This window comes from Rothia mucilaginosa ATCC 25296, from assembly GCF_000175615.1.
Classification (GTDB): Bacteria; Actinomycetota; Actinomycetes; order Actinomycetales; family Micrococcaceae; genus Rothia; species Rothia mucilaginosa.
In genome coordinates this window covers 80,927-97,560 of the sequence record NZ_ACVO01000025.1, presented here as the reverse complement: position 1 = coordinate 97,560, position 16,634 = coordinate 80,927, and the positions used below count along the sequence as shown (strand labels likewise).

Below are 16,634 nucleotides of genomic sequence, written 5' to 3'. Positions count from 1 at the left end.
TCTCGTGAGAGTACCCGGGATTTCGAGTCCTACAGGACGGCTAGAGCGTTACCGTAAGCGGTACTACTCCTGCCAGCCAACGTTGACCCAGTAGTCAGCGCTGGTGTAGCTCTGCTTGAACAGGGACGGACCGTAGTTCGCAACCTTAGCCTTGACAGCGGCGTACATCGGGCCGTTTGCGTAGGGCAGGTACACTGCGACCTTCTCGTAGTAGAGCTTCTCCGCCTCGTTAGCGATCTTGATGCGCTCGTCTTCCTTCTCGGTGTTCTGCAGCTTCTCGATGAGCTTATCAACTTCGGGGTCACCGACTCCGAACACCTCGGTGGTGAAGAAGTAGGGTGCCGAGGAAGCCAGGTCGGGCAGAACGCCCCAACCGGTGAAGATTGCTTCGTAGCTCTTCTGGCCGAGCACGGAGTTGGAGTTCGACTGCGGCTGGTTGTCAGCGCTCAGGCGGATACCTGCGGACTTCAGCTGCTGCTCCAGAATCTGGTAGACCGCCTGGTAGACAGCCTCGGAACCGAAGGAGGTCAGGGCGAAGCCAGCAACCTTGCCGTTCTTAGCGTAGTAGTCGCCGGACTTGGAGTAGCCTGCGGCCTCCAGAATCTTGCCAGCTGCCTGTGCACCGGTGTCACCAGCGTAGTTGTTCTGGTAACCCTTCTGGAACGGCATTGCGATGATGGAGCCGGGCAGCGGCTCGGTCCAGCCGAGCTGCGAGAAGTATGCCTTAGCGATCTGCTCGCGGTCCACAGAAGCAAGGATTGCGCGGCGCAGTGCCAGGTCCTCGATGCGCTTGGGGTTCAGCTGAATGATGTTGACGTTGGTGTTCTGGCTCTGGCGAATCTCGGTGCCTGCCTGGCCCTTCACAGCGTTGTAGCTGGTTGCGCCCACGAAGGTGAAGGCGTCCAGTTCGCCGTTCTTGAAGCTTGCACGGATTGCTTCGGAGTCCATCTGACGCCAGATGATGCGGTCCAGCACCGGCTTCTCGCCCCACCACTTGTCGTTCTTGACCAGGGTGAGAACCTTCTGGGAGGAGTTCCACTCGCCAACCTTGAAGGGGCCAGCCCAGTACTGGTCGAGGGGCTTGTCAACGAAGCCTTCGTTGAAGAGGTTGACGTCTTCCAGTGCGGGGTGGATTGCGAAGGCGCACAGACCCTCGGAGGGGTAATACGGAGCCTTCATGGTGACCTTGACGTGGAAGTTGTCGCCGTCCACAGCCTCGATGCTCTCAACCTGCTGCCACATGGTGTTGTCGGTGATGTGGTAGGGGTTGTCGGTGGTTGCGCGGTAGACCTTCCACACGGCGCGAACAGCGTTCACGTCCATGGGGGTGCCGTCGTTGAAGGCAGCCTTGGGGTTGATCTTGAAGGTCGCGGTCTGCACGCCATCGACGGTCTCGGTCTTGTGCTCGGTGCAGAACTCGGGGTTGAGGGTGCCTTCGCCTTCGGGGCTCATGGTGTAGAAGCCCATCACGGCGGGAATGTTGCAGGGTGCCAGTGCGTCCAGGTTGCTGGAGGTGTAGCCGCTCTGGGTCTGCAGGTTGAAGTTCGGGCCCAGGGCGGTAGCCGCGAGGGTCAGGGTGCCGCCCTGCTTGAGGGAGGAACGGTCCTGCTTGTTGACCTGAAGGTTCTTCAGAATATCTTCAGCGTTGTTAGCGGCACTACCGCCAACCTTTTCCTTCGAGCTGCCGCAGGCAGCCAGTAGACCAACGGTGCCGAGGGCAACGGTGCCGGTCAGGAGGGTACGGCGAGAGACAGACATGCTCTTCATGGAATTTCTCCTAGAGTATTCGCAGTGTTGTGGAGACGGTACGCGAACGGTGCGTAGCCGGCACTCCAACCCGGCGGGAGGACAGTCTCTGCCGGGGTCGCGGGCAGAATGCCCACATTTGTTTTAAGTATATCCGTGCAAATCTCTGAGGAACGGGAAAGCGGCGTGCTACAGAAGGTTTTAATCCTTCTGTAACACGCCGCTTCAGCGCTTTTACCCCTTATGGAGTGTGTGAGCGGTGCTCAACGCTTAAGATTTTTACTTCTCCCAACCGACGTTGATCCATACGTTCGGGTTGTAGTAGGGCAGACCGAAGAGCATGGGGCCGTAGTTCGCCAGGCCCTTACGGCACGCCTTGAAGTTCGGGCCGTTGTGGGTGGGCACGTAGATGGCGACCTCGTCCAGGTGGCGCTTCTCCAGCTCGTTCATGATCTTGAGCTGTTCCTTCGGGTCCTCGGTGGACATCATGGTTGCTGCCAGCGAGTCCAGATCCTTACCGTGACCGTTGTTGGTCTCGGAGATGTAGAAGTAGTTCGCCGCATCCACCGGGGAGGTGGTGATGCCGTAGCCACCGGTCTTAATCGCGAAGTTCTTCGAGGAAATGATGCTCGACATTTCAGAGGCACCGTGGTTCTCGATGGTCAGTTCAACGCCGATTTCCTTCATCTGCTGGACGAGGAACTGCGCGGTGGAGCTGACAACCGGGTCGCTACCGAAGGTGATAACCGGGTAGGAGACCTTAGCGCCGTCCTTGGTGTAGTAGTCACCGGACTTGGTGTAGCCTGCGTCCTCAAGGATCTTGGTAGCGACGTCCTTGCCGAGCTTGGTCGGGTAGTTGTCCTGGTAGCCTTCCTGCATGGGCAGCATGCACATGGAGCCGGGCAGGGTTTCCTTCCAGCCGAGCTTCTCGTAGCGCAGCTTCTGCAGCTGCTCACGGTTGAGGGCTGCAACGAATGCGCGGCGGACGGGCAGGGGCACCTTTTCGGGGTTGATTTCGTAGTTACCCACGCTGAGAGCGCTACCCTTGCGAATGTCGGTGTTTGCCACGCCGGAGAGCTCGTTGTAGGAGCTGAGGGTACTGGCGTCCACGTAGTCGATTTCGCCGTTCTTGTAAGCTGCCTGCTCTGCCTGGGAGCTCATTTCACGCCAGGTGATGCGCTCAAGAGCGGGCTTCTGGCCCCACCACTTGTCGTTGCGGACGACGGTGAGCACCTTGGAGGAGGAGTTCCACTCGCCGACCTTGAAGGGGCCTGCCCAGTACTGGTCGAGGGGCTTGTCGTTCAAACCGTCGTTGAAAAATTTGGGGTCGGCGAATGCCGGGTGCAGGAACGAGGTGAAGCTGCCTTCGATGGGGTACCAGGGCTTGGACATGGTGACCTTCACGTGGCGGGTATCGCCGTCCACTGCCTCGACGCTTGCGACCTGCTCCCAGATGGGCGAGGGGGTGATCTGGTAATCCGAACCGGATGCCGCGGCGGTGTAGATGGTCTGGTAGCTCTTGACGGCGTTCACGTCGATGGGGGTACCGTCATTGAAGGCTGCCTTGGGGTTGATCTTGAAGGTCACGGTCTGCACGCCGTCAACGGTCTGCGCCTTGTACTCGGTGACGTAGTCCTCGTTCATGTGCGACTCGCCGCGGAAGTCAGCGTAGAAGCCGCCGGTGAAGGCGGAGTTGATTGCCGCCTGAATGTTCAGGTTACCGGCGGTGTAGCCGTTGGTGTTGAGGATGTTGAAGTTGGGGCCAATGCCGTCAGCGCTCAGGCGCAGTTCGCCGCCGTCCTTGAGGGCGGAGCGATCCTTCTCGTTGTAGGAGACTGCCTTGGACAGGTCGTCACCGGCGGAGAGAGCGCTGGTTTCGTTCTTGGAGGAGTTGCCGCCGCAGGCTGCGAGCAGGCCGACGGTACCCAGGGCAACGGTGCCGGTGAGCAGGGTACGACGGTTGAGAGTGAAAGTGGTCATTAGTTTTCCTCGGTTAGGTGAGATGCTGAATTTTTGTACGCGGGGGAACACAACCCGCACATCTTTGTGACAGCACGCACATTTTGCATTGAGATTAGTATACACACATTTCCCACGCACTATGACCTAGTTCACCGTTTTAGGGAAAATATTTCAGCCAATCCCCGAAACCACCCCACCACAAACCCCCCATCAAAAACATAGAAAAGCCCCGCAGTACCCCGCCGCTGAGGCGGAATACCGCGGGACTTTACCCTCCAGAGCCTTATACCGGCGCCTCCGAAAATTCAGCAACTACCGAATAGGAATCCAGAAAATTAACATGTGGCTTTAGTTCTGCCAACCCACATTGACCCAGCGCTTGGGGTCGGTGTAGCTGGTTGCGAAGAGGGAAGGACCGTAGTTAGCCAGCTTCTCCTTCACAGCTGCGTAGCTGGGGCCGTTAGCGTAGGGGAAGTAAATAGCGACCTTCTCCATGTGCTGCTTCTCAGCCTCAGCAGCCATCTTCAACTGCTCCTCGTGGGATTCCTTCTCGTAAATGGAGGCAATGTACTTATCCAGCTCAGGATCGCCCACACCCTCGTTAATTTCGCTGGTGTAGAAGTACTGAACGCTGTCGGCGGGGTCAGCACCAATGCCCCAACCGGAGAAGGCGCAGTCGTACTGCTTAGCGCCCATCACGGAGTTGAACTGGGACTGCGGCTGGTTGTCCTGCTCGAGCTTAATACCTGCCGCCTTGAGCTGCTGCTCAAGGTTCTGGAACTGAGCCAGGGAGGTTGCATCCGAACCGAAGTAGGTGATGGAGAAGCCTGCAGTCTTACCGTCCTTGGCGTAGTAGTCGCCGGACTTGGAGTAGCCTGCTGCTTCCAGGATCTTTGCCGCAGCCTCGGCGCCGGGATTGGTGGGCATAGCGTCCTGGTAGCCCTTCTGGAAGGGCATAGCAATCATGGAGCCGGTCAGGGGCTCTTCCCAGTTGATCTGGCCGAACTTGACCTTAGCCAACTGGGAGCGGTCAACCGCGGCGAAGACTGCACGGCGCAGGGCGGTGTCGGTCACGCGGGTCGGGTTAAATTGCAGGTTGATCACGCCGACGCTCTGGCCGGAGCGAATCTGGACACCGGGCTGACCCTTGACAGCGTTGTAGGTTGCCAGGCCAGCAAAGCCGATGCTGTCCAGCTCGCCATTCTTGAACGCTGCGCGCTCTGCTTCGTCGCCCATTTCACGCCAGATAATGCGGTCCAGCAGAGGCTTCTCGCCCCACCACTTGTCGTTGGGCACGAGGGTGAGGGTCTTAGCCGAAGAGTTCCACTCGCCAATCTTGAAGGGGCCGGACCAGTACTGATCCATGGGCTTGTTCACGAAGCCGTTGTTGAAGAGCTCCTTGTCGGTCAGTGCGGGGTGCAGACCGAGCAGGCCGAGGGTCTCGGCAGGATACATCGGCTTGGTCATCACGATCTTGACGCGGGTCTTGTCGCCATCCACGGGATCGATGGACGCTACCTGCTGCCAGAAGGGAGCGGCGATAACGTTGTAGCCGTCATCGGGGTTGCGGTAGACGGTCCACGCGGCGCGGATTGCCTCAATGTCAACGGGGGTGCCGTCATTGAAGACAGCCTTAGAGTTGAGCTTGAAGGTGATGGTCTGCACGCCGCCAACGGTCTCTGCCTTGTAGTCGCTGACATAGTCGTCGTTGAGGCTGTATTCGCCAGCAGGGCTCAGGGAGGTGAAGCCGATAGCGGAGGGGATGTTGCAGGCGCCACCGAATGCGGTGAGGTTCTCGGTGGTGTAGCCGCTCTGAGTCAGAATGTTGAAGTTCGGGCCGACTGCAGAGACGCTACCGCGGAACTCGCCACCCTGCTTGAGGGAGGAGCGGTCCTGCTTGTTGATTTCGAGGTTCTTGACGATTTCCTCGGTGCTTGATGCAGCCTTACCGCTGATCTTCTTGTCAGAGCCGCCGCCGCATGCAGCGAGCAGGCCGACGGTACCCAGGGCAACGGTGCCGGTCAGGAGGGTACGGCGGTTAATACGTAGATGAGTCATGTGTTCTCCTCATGCCGGAGGGCTCAGGTGCTATTTGATAAGCGCACCGTGTTGTGCGCCGATTTTGCGGGAGCGCCGAAGCTCCCGCCCGTCACCTTTGTGAGAGCCCCCACATTGTTTGTGGTTGAAACACAGTATACCCCCAAAAGAAGCGACGCAGACCACAGTCCAATCCGTGGAAGAACTATACACCGTCTAAAAATCACGGGTTCAGCGCCTAAACCCGCATCATCACGCGGAAGCCGCGTGCGAAAACTAAAAGATGAAATATTATGTCGCATTGGCGCGCGAGCGCGTCACATCCGGTTCTTTGAGAGTCGTTACAAGTTACAAGCACAGCGTCTGGGCAGCTAAAGCGCGCTGAACCCTCCACAAGAAAAAGCTCCCCACCCCTATACGACACTGCGAAAACGTATAGGGGCGGGGAGCTTAAAACTGCGGCTTATGCCATCCAGCCAACCGAAGACCAGTCGGGGCTCTTGAAGAGGAACGCACCGTAGTTAGCGAGCTTCGGGCGGCATGCCTTGAAGTCCGGGCCATTGAGGAAGGGAATGAAGAGGCAAACCTCGCTCATGTGCTTCTTCTCAATCTCGTTGCATTTCTCGGCGCGCTTAGCGTCGTCGAGGATGGTGACCATCTCGTCGACCATAGCGTCAATTTCGGGGGTGCCGACGCCGTTCCAGTTCTTGGAGTGGTAGAAGTACTCGGCAGCGCTGGTCGGCTCGGAGCTCAGGCCGAAGCCCGAAATGCTCACGTCGTACTCGCGGTTACCGACAACCTTCGAGAATTCAGACTGTGCACGCGAATCGAGCTCGAAGTTAATGCCGATTTCCTTCATACTCTGAATGAAGGTCTGTGCCTGGCCCTTGGTGGTGGCGTCATCACCGAAGGTGGTCAGCTTCAGGGTGATGGTCTTGCCATCCTTCGCGTAGAAGTCGCCAGACTTGGTGTAGCCTGCCTTCTCCAGGACCTTGCGTGCTTCCTCCGGGTTACGTGCCGGGTAGTTGTCACGGTAGTACTGGGAGGAACCCATCAGCATCATCGAGCCGGGAACTTCTTCTTCGTAGGGCAGACCCTGGAAGCGAATCTTTGCCAGAGCACCACGGTCGATACCCAGGAAGATTGCCTTACGCACGGCAGCATCAGTGATATGCTGTGCGTTCAGGTTCATGCCACCAGCGAAGAGGCGGTGACCGCGGCGGATTTCAGAGTTTGCAACGTCCTTCATCTCGTTGTAGGCGCTGAGGGTACGTGCTTCCACCGCGTCCAGTTCGCCGTTCTTGTATGCGGCACGAGCTGCGGGGTCTGCCATTTCACGTACGACGATGCGGTCCAGCTTGGGCTTCTCACCCCACCACTTGTCGTTGGGGACTGCGGTGAAGGTCTTCTCGGAGGAGTTCCAGCCGTTGGGTGCCAGGGTGAAGGGGCCGCAACCGAGCTCGGGGTGGGGGTTGTCCACGAAGCCTTCGTTGAAGAGGTTTACGTCGAGCATTGCCGGGTGCAGGATTCCGCCGAAGAGCAGACCCTTGACGGGGTTGTGTGCAGTCTTGAAGACGACGCGTGCGTGGTAGCGGTCGCCGTCGATAGCTTCGACGCTTTCGATGAACTCGTAGATACCCGCTGCACCAATCTTGTATTCGCCGTCGGGGTCACGCTGAATCTGCCAGGTTGCCTTGAGGGCGTCGATATCAATGGGGGTGCCATCGTTGAAGACTCCCTTGGGGTTCAGGCGTACTTCGGCGGTGATCTTGCCGTCTACTTCCTTAGCTTCGAAGCCGAGGCAGTAGTTGGGGTCGAGCTCGTCTTCACCCTTGTAGGTGCTGCGCCAGATGCCGGCACCGGCGATAATGCCCATAGTTTCGGAGACGGAGGTGCTGGAGCCGTTCTGGGAGAAGCGGTTGAAATCCGGGCCCAGGGAGTAGGTGCTCAGGTTCAGGGTACCGCCCTGCTTGAGCTTCGAGGGGTCCTGCTCGTTGATTTCGTAGAGTGGGGTTTCGCTTGCCTTGTGCTCAGTCTTGGAGGATGAGGAGCCACAAGCGCTCAGTACGCCGGCAGCAGCGACGGCGGTTGCGCCGCCGAACAGTACGCGGCGGCTCATGATCGGGTTGAATCCGGAGAGGGAGGGGATGGGGTGGGGGCTCATGATGGGCTCCTTGTGGGTGTGGACTGCGCTGATGCAGTGTTTGCAGTGTAGAGTGGGTGGCTCGCATGCTCTGGAGGCGGGGTTTCCGCCTGTAGGAGCGCCTGCTATCTGCGGTGATGGGCGGGCAGGTCAAGCCATGCAAAATAATGTGACCTAAAGCTATGTTCTAAGCCACATTTAATATTTTTAGTAGTGTACACCACACACATCACTACAGGTGCGCAACACGATAAATATTTCTCAATTATTACGCCCGGCCCTAATGTAGCGGGCCTAAATCCATACCGACGTAACCCCACCATCCTTCGCGCAACACCCCTTCCCTACCTTCAGAAATAGTCAGCGGGCACAGCAAAGCGGGCCGAACGCGCACATACGCATTCGACCCGCTCGCAAGACAGGCACCTTTTAGGAGTTCATCCAGCCCACAGCAGTCCAGTCCATCGACTTGTACAGGCGCGGACCGTAGTTAGCCAGAGTCTTCTTGACCATCACAAAGTCAGGACCGTTCGTAATGGTGCCCAGGAAGGCGAACTCCGCCATGTGCTTCTTCTCAATCTCGTTGCAGGCGAGGTTACGTTCCTTGTCATCCTCAATGAGGGTCATGGCGTCGATGAGGGCATCGATTTCCTTGCTGCCGATACCTTCGTTGTTCTCGGAGTAGTAGAACTGCTTGGCACCCTCGGTCGCGTCAGCAGAGACCGAGTAGCCACTGAAGGAAATATCGTAGTCCCAGTTGCCCAAAATGGTGGCGAACTCACTATCGGCGTGCTGATCGATCCGGATCTCAATGCCGACATCCTTCATCTGCTGGGTGAAGGTCTGAGCCCTACCCTTGTTGGTCGGATCGTCACCGAAGACCACCACTGCGCAGCCAGCCTTCGTGCCGTCCTTCTCGTAGTAGTCGCCGTTCTTGGTGTAGCCGGCGACCTCCAGAATCTTCTGCGCCTCCGAAACGCTGTTATTCGGGGTCGGGTAAGAATCCTGGTAGTAGGGCGAGAAAGGCATGTGAATCATCGAACCGGGAATAGCTTCTTCGTAGGGCAGACCCTGGAACTGAATCTTTGCGAGTGCTTCACGGTTGGTGCCGACGAAGATTGCCTTACGCAGGGCAGCATCCTTGACGCGGCGGGGATTGATATCCAGGCCGCCAGCGTAGAGGCGAGTACCCTTACGAAGTTCGGTACCCGCAATATTCTTCACCTCGGCATAGGTGGAGGAGGTGCTTGCACCGATAGCGTCAATTTCGTCATTCTTGAACGCGGCACGCGCAGCGCTGGATTCCATCTGGGTAAAGACAATCTTGTCCAGCAGGGGCTTGGTGCCCCACCACTTGTCGTTGGGTACAACACTGAAGGTCTTCGCGGTGGAGTCCCAGCCCTTATCCGCCAGGGTGAAGGGGCCAGCCCAGTACTCGGGGTGGGGCGCATCCACGAAGCCGTTGTTGAAGAGCTCGACGTCTTCCAGTGCGGGGTGCAGAATCTCAGAGAAGAGGCTCTGCAGCGGGTAGAAGGGCTTGGAGAAGGTGACCGTTGCGCTGTAGTCGTCTTCGCCCTTTTCTACGGATTCGACAAATTCGTAGATGCCGCTGGTGACAATGTTGTAGCCGTTATCCAAGCTCTTGAAGATGTTCCAGGTGGACTGGAGCGCCTTGTAGGTGATGGGGGTGCCATCGTTGAAGACAGCCTTGGGGTTGAGCTTGACGGCAACCTGAATCTTGTCGTCCTTCTTGCTGTGCTCGAAGGAGACAGCGAAGTCGGTGTTCAGCTTGTAAGTGCCATCAAAGTCGAGGTTCCACATGCCAGCCTGACTGATGGTGCTCATAACGTTGACGTTATCGCTGGTGTTACCACTCTGGGTGTAGAAATTGAAGTTCGGGCCGATGGATCCGGCGGGCAGGCGCAGGATGCCGCCCTTCTTCAGGCTGTTCACGTCCTGAGCGTTAATGTTGTAGAGGTCTTCGATATTGGCACCGGCGCCGGCGGCCTTGGTCTTTTCAGAGCTTGCGCTGCCGTTGCCGCAGGCACTGAGCAGACCTACAGCTCCCAGAGCCGCGGTGCCGCCAATGAGGGCGCGGCGGCTGAAGCTGTTCTTGGTCGCTTCGTGGCTACTCGCGGTGTATGCGGTGTTGGCGGTCATGGGAGTGGTTTCCTTCTGTCTTGTGCGGGCGGGTGTATCCCGTATCGCCGAAATAATGATTATTTATACAGAGCAATGCATAACTTTGTATGACTCCACTGTAGCGCACCTCGAGAGTGAAAACCAAGCATTTTTACAATATTTCTTAATATTTATCGTGTCTTTTGAATATTCATACTATAAATACCCTGTTTTTGCACGAATTTTTCGGATTTTATCGGATAGCTATACCACCACTCCCCCGCATCGGTACACAAAAACACCCAAAGCGCTTCCTCCAGATATGCAAAAAGTGTCCACCCGGATAATCCGGGTGGACACTTTCAATAGCTCTAGGCTATTCACCGAGTGGGTGAAGGGACGAGCACTTACTTAGCCCAACCAACCTTCTCCCAGTGAATGCCGGTGCCCTGGAAGAGGGACACACCGTAGTTGTGCAGACCCTTCTTCACGAACTTGTACTCAGGACCATTGATGAGCGGAATCAGCACTGCAAACTCAGCCAGGTGCTTCTTCTCAATCTCGTTGCAAGCCAGGTTGCGTTCCTTGTTGTCAGCAATGAGCTTCATCTTTGCAATCATCTCATTGATCTCATCGGAACCGGCTTCCTCGGGCTTACGGCGCATGTAGAACTGCTCGGTAGCCTCGGTAGCATCCGGGGAGCTCGGAGCGAAACCGGAAGAGGTTGCGTCGTAATCCTTGGAGGCCATGGTCTTGTTAAACTCGCTAACAGCACGGGAGTCAAGCTCAGCATTAATGCCTGCAGACTTCAGCTGCTGAACCAGGGTCTGACCGACAGCCTTGGAGGTGGGGTCCTCACCGAAGATGGAGAACTTGAAGGCAGCCTGCTTGCCGTCCTTCTCGTAGAACTCGCCGTTCTTGGTGTAACCTGCCTCTTCCAGAATCTTGGCAGCTGCAGCAGCATCGTTGTTCGGAGTCGGGTAAACGTCCTGGTAGTACTCGTTGAAGGGCATGTGAATCATCGAGCCGGGAAGCTTCTCTTTGTAATCCAGGCCCTGGAAACGAATCTTGGCGAGAGCCTCACGGTTCAGACCAGCAACCACAGCACGACGCAGAGCAACATCCTGCATGCGGGCGGGGTTCATGGTCACGCCACCGGAGAACAGGCGAGCGCCTCGGCGAATCTCGGTGTTAGCAACTTCCTTGAGCTCATTGTATGCAGAAACAGTAGTAGCACCAATCGCATCAAGCTCATCGTTCTTGAATGCTGCGCGCTCAGCAGCAGTATCCATCTGACGGAAGACGATACGCTCCAGAACGGGCTTCTCACCCCACCACTTGTCGTTGCGGGTCAGGGTCAGGGTCTTCTCGGTCGAGTTCCAACCACCTTCAGCAATGGTGAAGGGACCAACCCAGTACTCGGGGTGCGGCTTGTCCACGAAACCAGTGTTGAAGAGTTCCTTGTCCAGCAGAGCCGGGTGCATAATGCCAGCGAAGAGGGTCTCCAGCGGGAAGTAAGGTGCGGAGAAAGTTACCTTCACCTTGAAGTCATCACCGTCGCGCTCCACGGAAGCAATGCTGCCGTAGATGCCGCTGCTTGCGATCTTGTAGCCACCATCGGTGCTCTTGAGGACCTCCCAGGTAGCCTGCAGAGCCTTGTAGTCGATGGGGGTACCATCGTTGAACTTAGCCTGGGGGTTCAGCTCAATGGAGACAACCGGCAGACCGTTTTCTTCGGCGACATCGAAGCTCTTCGCAAACTCGGGAGCCAGAGTGCGCTTACCCATGGGGTCACCCTGCCACAGACCTGCGTAAGCCACGGGGCTCATAGCGGTCTGGGTGTACAGGGAGTTGCCGTCCGCGCTGAAAAGGTTGAAGTCCGGACCAATACCCGGAACAGCCAGGCGCAGAGTGCCGCCATCCTTCAGCTCAGAAACAGCGGCCTCACCAAGGTCATAAAGCTCCTTGGCATCGGTGCCCACGGTTGCACCATGAGTGGTTGCCTTGGAGTCCTTGGACGAGCCGCACGCAGCCAGTACGCCCACGGTACCCAGTGCTGCAGCGCCACCGAGAACGGTACGACGGTTCAGGATGAAATTCTTCTCCATGAGAGTGTCCTCTTATACGTTTGACCCTCAATAATCCTGCAGGAAAGCGTCAAGGGTTCCCTGCTCATGCGCCGCAATAGGCTGCGGTGAGCGATGAATTAGTGCCGGTCTATGAATGTGTTCCTTGAGGTATGCCCCTAGCGGCGCACCCACAGGCTTAATTATGGCTTACCTGCGGTATAGAAGTTCGCCTATAAATATTCATATCTTGAATGGTGAGAAAGGTTACGCCTAGTCAGTGCAGTTTTTCCTGTTTTCTTGCTGGTTTCAGTGCCAAGCGCCACATTCTGAGGCTCCCGCCGTCTCACCAGGTGACAATCTCAAGCAGCACGCGCCTCACCAGTACCGGGCATTAAAAACCCGAGGGGCGAATATTCAACGAATATTCGCCCCTCGGCACACATGCGACTTATTCAGCCGACTCTAGAGCTACACCGTAGCGGCCTCAGCCTCCGGGAAGTAGCAAGCATAACCGTGATCCTCACCCTCAACGTGGGTCAGTTCCGGCATCTCCTCCAGGCAACGACGCTTCTTGTCCTCAGGCAGCAGCTTGAAGACCGGGCAACGGCTCGAGAAGCCACAACCCTTAGGCGCGTTCACCGGAGTGGGCAGGTCGCCCTCAAGCATAATGCGGTGGCGCTTTGCCTCAACCTCAGGATCCGGGACCGGAATTGCCGAGAGCAGTGCACGGGTGTACGGGTGGATCGGGTTGTCGAACACCTGGTCGACGTCACCAATCTCAACAATACGACCCAGGTACATCACTGCAACGCGGTCGGATGCGTGGCGAATCACCGCGAGGTCGTGAGCAACCATCAGGTAGCTCAGGCCCAGGTTTGCACGCAACTCCTCCAGCAGGTTAATCACACCAGCCTGGACGGACACGTCCAGTGCGGACACCGGCTCATCCAGAACCACAAGCTTGGGGTTCACAGCAAGCGCACGAGCAATACCGATACGCTGACGCTGACCACCAGAGAACTGGTTCGGGAAGCGGTTCACGTGGTCAGGCTGCAGACCCACAATGTGCATCAGCTCGATGACGCGCTTCTTGATGTCTGCCTTGTTCATGCCCTGGTTTTCCAGCGGCTCAGCAAGCACCTCGTAAACGGTGAAGCGCGGATCCAGAGCACCGGTGGGGTCCTGGAACACCATCTGCTGGTTCTTACGCAGCTCAAGAATCTCACCCGCGGACTTGCCGTCCTTGGTGGAGGTTCCGTTGATCAGAATCTCACCGTCGGTGTTCTTGTTGAACTCCATGATTTCCAGCAGGGTGGTGGTCTTACCACAACCGGACTCACCCACGATGGAGAAGCACTCGCCCTCACGAATATCGAAGGACAAGCCGTTCACAGCCTTCACAGTGCCCACGCGGCGCTTAATCAGCGCACCCTTCATGAGCGGGAAGTGCTTCTTGACGTTGCGGACCTCCAGGACGGGGGCACGCTCCTCACGCGGAATACCGTCGTACTTCGATACCGGGGGCTCCGGAACCGGGTACAGCTCGTCTGCGGTCTTACCGACCAGCTCCTGAGAGATGGTGCAGGAGGAGTAGTGACCCTCGCCAACGCCTTCCAACAGCTGCAGATCGGGCTCGCCGTTGGAGTCCTGGCAGCACTGGCCACCGCTCTTAGCGATGGGGCAACGCGGGCGGAAGGAGCACGCGGTCACCGGGTTAATCAGGTTCGGAGGGGTACCCTCAATCGGAACCAGGGAGACCTTCTCGGAACGGTCCACACGCGGGACCGCACCCAGCAGACCGATGGTGTACGGGTGGGAGGGATGCTTGTACAGGTCTTCTGCCTTCGCAATCTCCACCGGCTTACCGGCGTACATCACCAGAATGTCGTCAGCCATACCAGCCACAACACCCAGGTCGTGGGTAATCATGATGGTCGCTGCGCCGGTCTCATCCTGAGCCTTCTGCATAACCTCCAGTACCTGCGCCTGAATGGTCACATCCAGTGCGGTGGTGGGCTCATCGGCGATGAGCACACGGGGGTCATTCGCAATCGCCATAGCAATCATGATGCGCTGACGCATACCACCGGAGAACTCGTGCGGGAAGGAACGCAGGCGGTCAGCCGGCGAAGGAATACCCACCATACGCATCAGCTCGATGGAGCGGTCCTTGATAGCCTGCTTGCTCATGCCCTTGTTGTGGACCTTGAGCACCTCGGCAATCTGATCACCAATGGTGTACACGGGGGTCAGGGAGGACAGCGGATCCTGGAAGACCATGGAGATCTCCTTGCCGCGGTATGCGCACATTTCCTTATCGCTCAGACCCAGCAGCTCGGTACCGTTGTACTTAATCGAGCCGGTGATGTCAGCGGTGGTCGGGTGCAGGCCCATAATCGCCATGGAGGCAACGGACTTACCGGAACCGGATTCACCCACGATACCCAGGGTCTTACCGGGGTACAGGTCAAAGTTCACACCGCGAACAGCATGCACGATGCCATTCTCAGTGTTGAAGCGGACGTTGAGGTCCTTAACGCTCAGAACGGGAGAGGTACTCATTAGTTCTTCGCCTCCTTTGCAGCGGCAGCAGGTGCCTCTGCCTTCTCGTTCTTCTTGGACTTCTTGATCTTACCGACAGACATGGAGGTCGGGTCGAATGCGTCACGCAGACCGTCGTTCATGAGGGCCAGCGGACCAACCAGCAGGAAGAAGAACAGAACCGGGAACCAGAACATGTGCGGCAGGGTGTTAATCTGCTGCGAAGCATCCGAAATCAGCGAACCCAGCGAGTAGTTGGGGTACTTAATACCGATGCCGATGAAGGAGTAGGCAACCTCAGAGAGCACAGCGCTCATGATGCCGCTGGTGAAGTTCAGAACCAGCAGGGAGCCGATGTTCGGAACCAGGTGGCGCATCACAATCTTGAAGGGGTGCACACCCATGTAGCGTGCAGCCTTCACGAAGTCGCGGTTGATGAGGGACTGTGCCATTGCACGAATAACACGGGCGCTACCCATCCAGCCGAAGGTAATCAGCACAGCGGAGAGCAGAATCCAGGTGGGGACGCTCTTCTGAATCTGCTTACCAACCTGACCGTTAATCAGAATAGCCAGAATCAGCAGCGAGGGCACCATGATCAGGGTCTCGAGGATGAACAACATGATCTTGTCAATCCAGCCGCCGAAGTACGCCATCACACAGCCGTAGACTGCGGAGATGAACACGGTGACGAAACCAACGATCACACCAATTTCGAGAGAGGTCCAGACGGCCTCAACCATCATGGCGAACACGTCGTTACCCGCGATGGTGGTACCGAACCAGTGGTCAGCCGAGGGGCCTTCACCCAGCGCCATGTAGTCAATGTCGTTGGGCTTGTACTTGGTCAGGTACTTACCGAACAGGCCGAACAGACCCATGCCGATGAACACGGACAGGCCGAAGACTGCAGCCTTGTTACGCAGGAAGCGGCGCAGAATAATAACGCTCTTGTTGATGACCTTGAAGTCACCGTTCTCCTGTACCACCGGTACGGAGGAAGTTGCAGTTACCTGGCTCATGAGATCCTCACTCGGGGGTCGACGATGGTGGTAGCGATATCAGCGATGATCGCACCGACAGCGAACAGTGCAGAACCGTACGCGAGGGTCACGGTCGCAGCGTTCACGTCCTGCGAGGAAATGGAGTCAATCGACCACTTACCGATACCGGGCCATGCAAAGACGGTCTCGGCGAAGAATGCACCCGCAAAAATCAGCGGAATCTGGTACGCGATGGACTGTGCCACGGGGATGAAGGAGACACGCAGTGCGTGGCGAGTAATCGCCTGGTTGCGGGTCAGACCCTTAGCACGAGCGGTACGCACGAAGTCAGCGTTCACGTTATCGAGCAGGTACTGACGCTGTGCAATCTGGTAACCAGCCCAACCGAAGATGGTCATACAGAAAGTCGGCACGATGTAGTGCGCCGCCATATCGATGGTGATTTCCCAGAATCCGGTCAGACCCGGAGTCGAAATACCGGTCACATAGAAAATCTTCTCTCCACCATTAGCAACGGCAATGTTGTTGATAGTGGTCGCGCCCTGCTGCACCACGAAGTAAGCAACGGGAGCGGGGATGATGTAGACCAGGTAGGAGTAACCGGTGATAACACGGTCAGAGAACTTGTACTGGCGAGCTGCCGAGTACACACCCAGGGCAATACCAATCACAATCGAGAGAATGGTAGCCACCAGCAGCAGGCGGGTAGAAACCCACACGCGCTGGCCAAATTCCTGGTTAATGTACGCGCCGTTGGGGCTACGGCCCCAATCGAACTTGGTGACCACATTGGTCAGCCACTGAACGTAGCGGTCCCAGGGGTTCATTTCGGGATCGAGACCCAGGGACGCGAAGTTACGGTTCACCTGCTCGGGGCTCGGCTTCGGAACCTTTTCCTGCTCCAAGAGGGCAGGCTTCAGAGCAGTAACCGCTGCAAAGTAACCCATCGTGGTCGTAATAAAGACCATGACGAGGTACGTCAGCGATCGCTGGAGGATGTACCTAAACATG

Annotated in this window: 9 protein-coding genes; all 9 read right to left on the bottom strand. The window is 57.2% G+C overall.

Annotated elements, in window-relative coordinates; translation table 11 throughout:
- Positions 1–63: 63 nt before the first annotated feature.
- The 9 genes from ROTMU0001_RS08600 to ROTMU0001_RS08560 all read right to left on the bottom strand — a co-directional run bounded on the left by ROTMU0001_RS08600 (position 64) and on the right by ROTMU0001_RS08560 (position 16,633).
- On the bottom strand, positions 64–1,767 hold the full coding sequence (locus ROTMU0001_RS08600; RefSeq protein ID WP_005507209.1) for an ABC transporter family substrate-binding protein: 1,704 nt from the start codon (positions 1,765–1,767) through the stop codon (positions 64–66).
- A gap of 258 nt (positions 1,768–2,025) precedes the next feature.
- Complete coding sequence (locus ROTMU0001_RS08595; protein WP_005509245.1) at positions 2,026–3,726, bottom strand: ABC transporter family substrate-binding protein; 1,701 nt, start codon at positions 3,724–3,726, stop codon at positions 2,026–2,028.
- A 330-nt stretch (positions 3,727–4,056) separates the two neighbouring features.
- Positions 4,057–5,766, bottom strand: coding sequence for an ABC transporter family substrate-binding protein (locus ROTMU0001_RS08590; RefSeq protein ID WP_005509244.1), 1,710 nt, complete (start codon positions 5,764–5,766; stop codon positions 4,057–4,059).
- A gap of 442 nt (positions 5,767–6,208) precedes the next feature.
- Entirely contained in the window at positions 6,209–7,909 is a 1,701-nt protein-coding gene (locus ROTMU0001_RS08585) for an ABC transporter family substrate-binding protein (protein WP_005509243.1), read from the bottom strand.
- A 408-nt stretch (positions 7,910–8,317) separates the two neighbouring features.
- Positions 8,318–10,048, bottom strand: a complete 1,731-nt coding sequence (locus tag ROTMU0001_RS08580) for an ABC transporter family substrate-binding protein (protein WP_005509242.1) — start codon at positions 10,046–10,048, stop codon at positions 8,318–8,320.
- A gap of 368 nt (positions 10,049–10,416) precedes the next feature.
- Positions 10,417–12,117 (bottom strand): ABC transporter family substrate-binding protein, encoded by a 1,701-nt coding sequence (locus tag ROTMU0001_RS08575; protein ID WP_005509241.1) that lies wholly within the window; start codon positions 12,115–12,117, stop codon positions 10,417–10,419.
- Positions 12,118–12,546: 429 nt separating this feature from the next.
- On the bottom strand, positions 12,547–14,640 hold the full coding sequence (locus tag ROTMU0001_RS08570; protein ID WP_005509240.1) for an ABC transporter ATP-binding protein: 2,094 nt from the start codon (positions 14,638–14,640) through the stop codon (positions 12,547–12,549).
- On the bottom strand, positions 14,640–15,641 hold the full coding sequence (locus tag ROTMU0001_RS08565; protein ID WP_005509239.1) for an ABC transporter permease: 1,002 nt from the start codon (positions 15,639–15,641) through the stop codon (positions 14,640–14,642). The genes ROTMU0001_RS08570 and ROTMU0001_RS08565 overlap by 1 nt, the downstream gene beginning before the upstream one ends.
- Positions 15,638–16,633 carry an ABC transporter permease gene (locus tag ROTMU0001_RS08560; RefSeq protein WP_005509238.1) on the bottom strand — a complete coding sequence of 332 codons (996 nt, stop codon included), beginning with the start codon at positions 16,631–16,633 and terminating at the stop codon, positions 15,638–15,640. The genes ROTMU0001_RS08565 and ROTMU0001_RS08560 overlap by 4 nt, the downstream gene beginning before the upstream one ends.
- Between the last annotated feature and the right edge of the window lies 1 nt (position 16,634).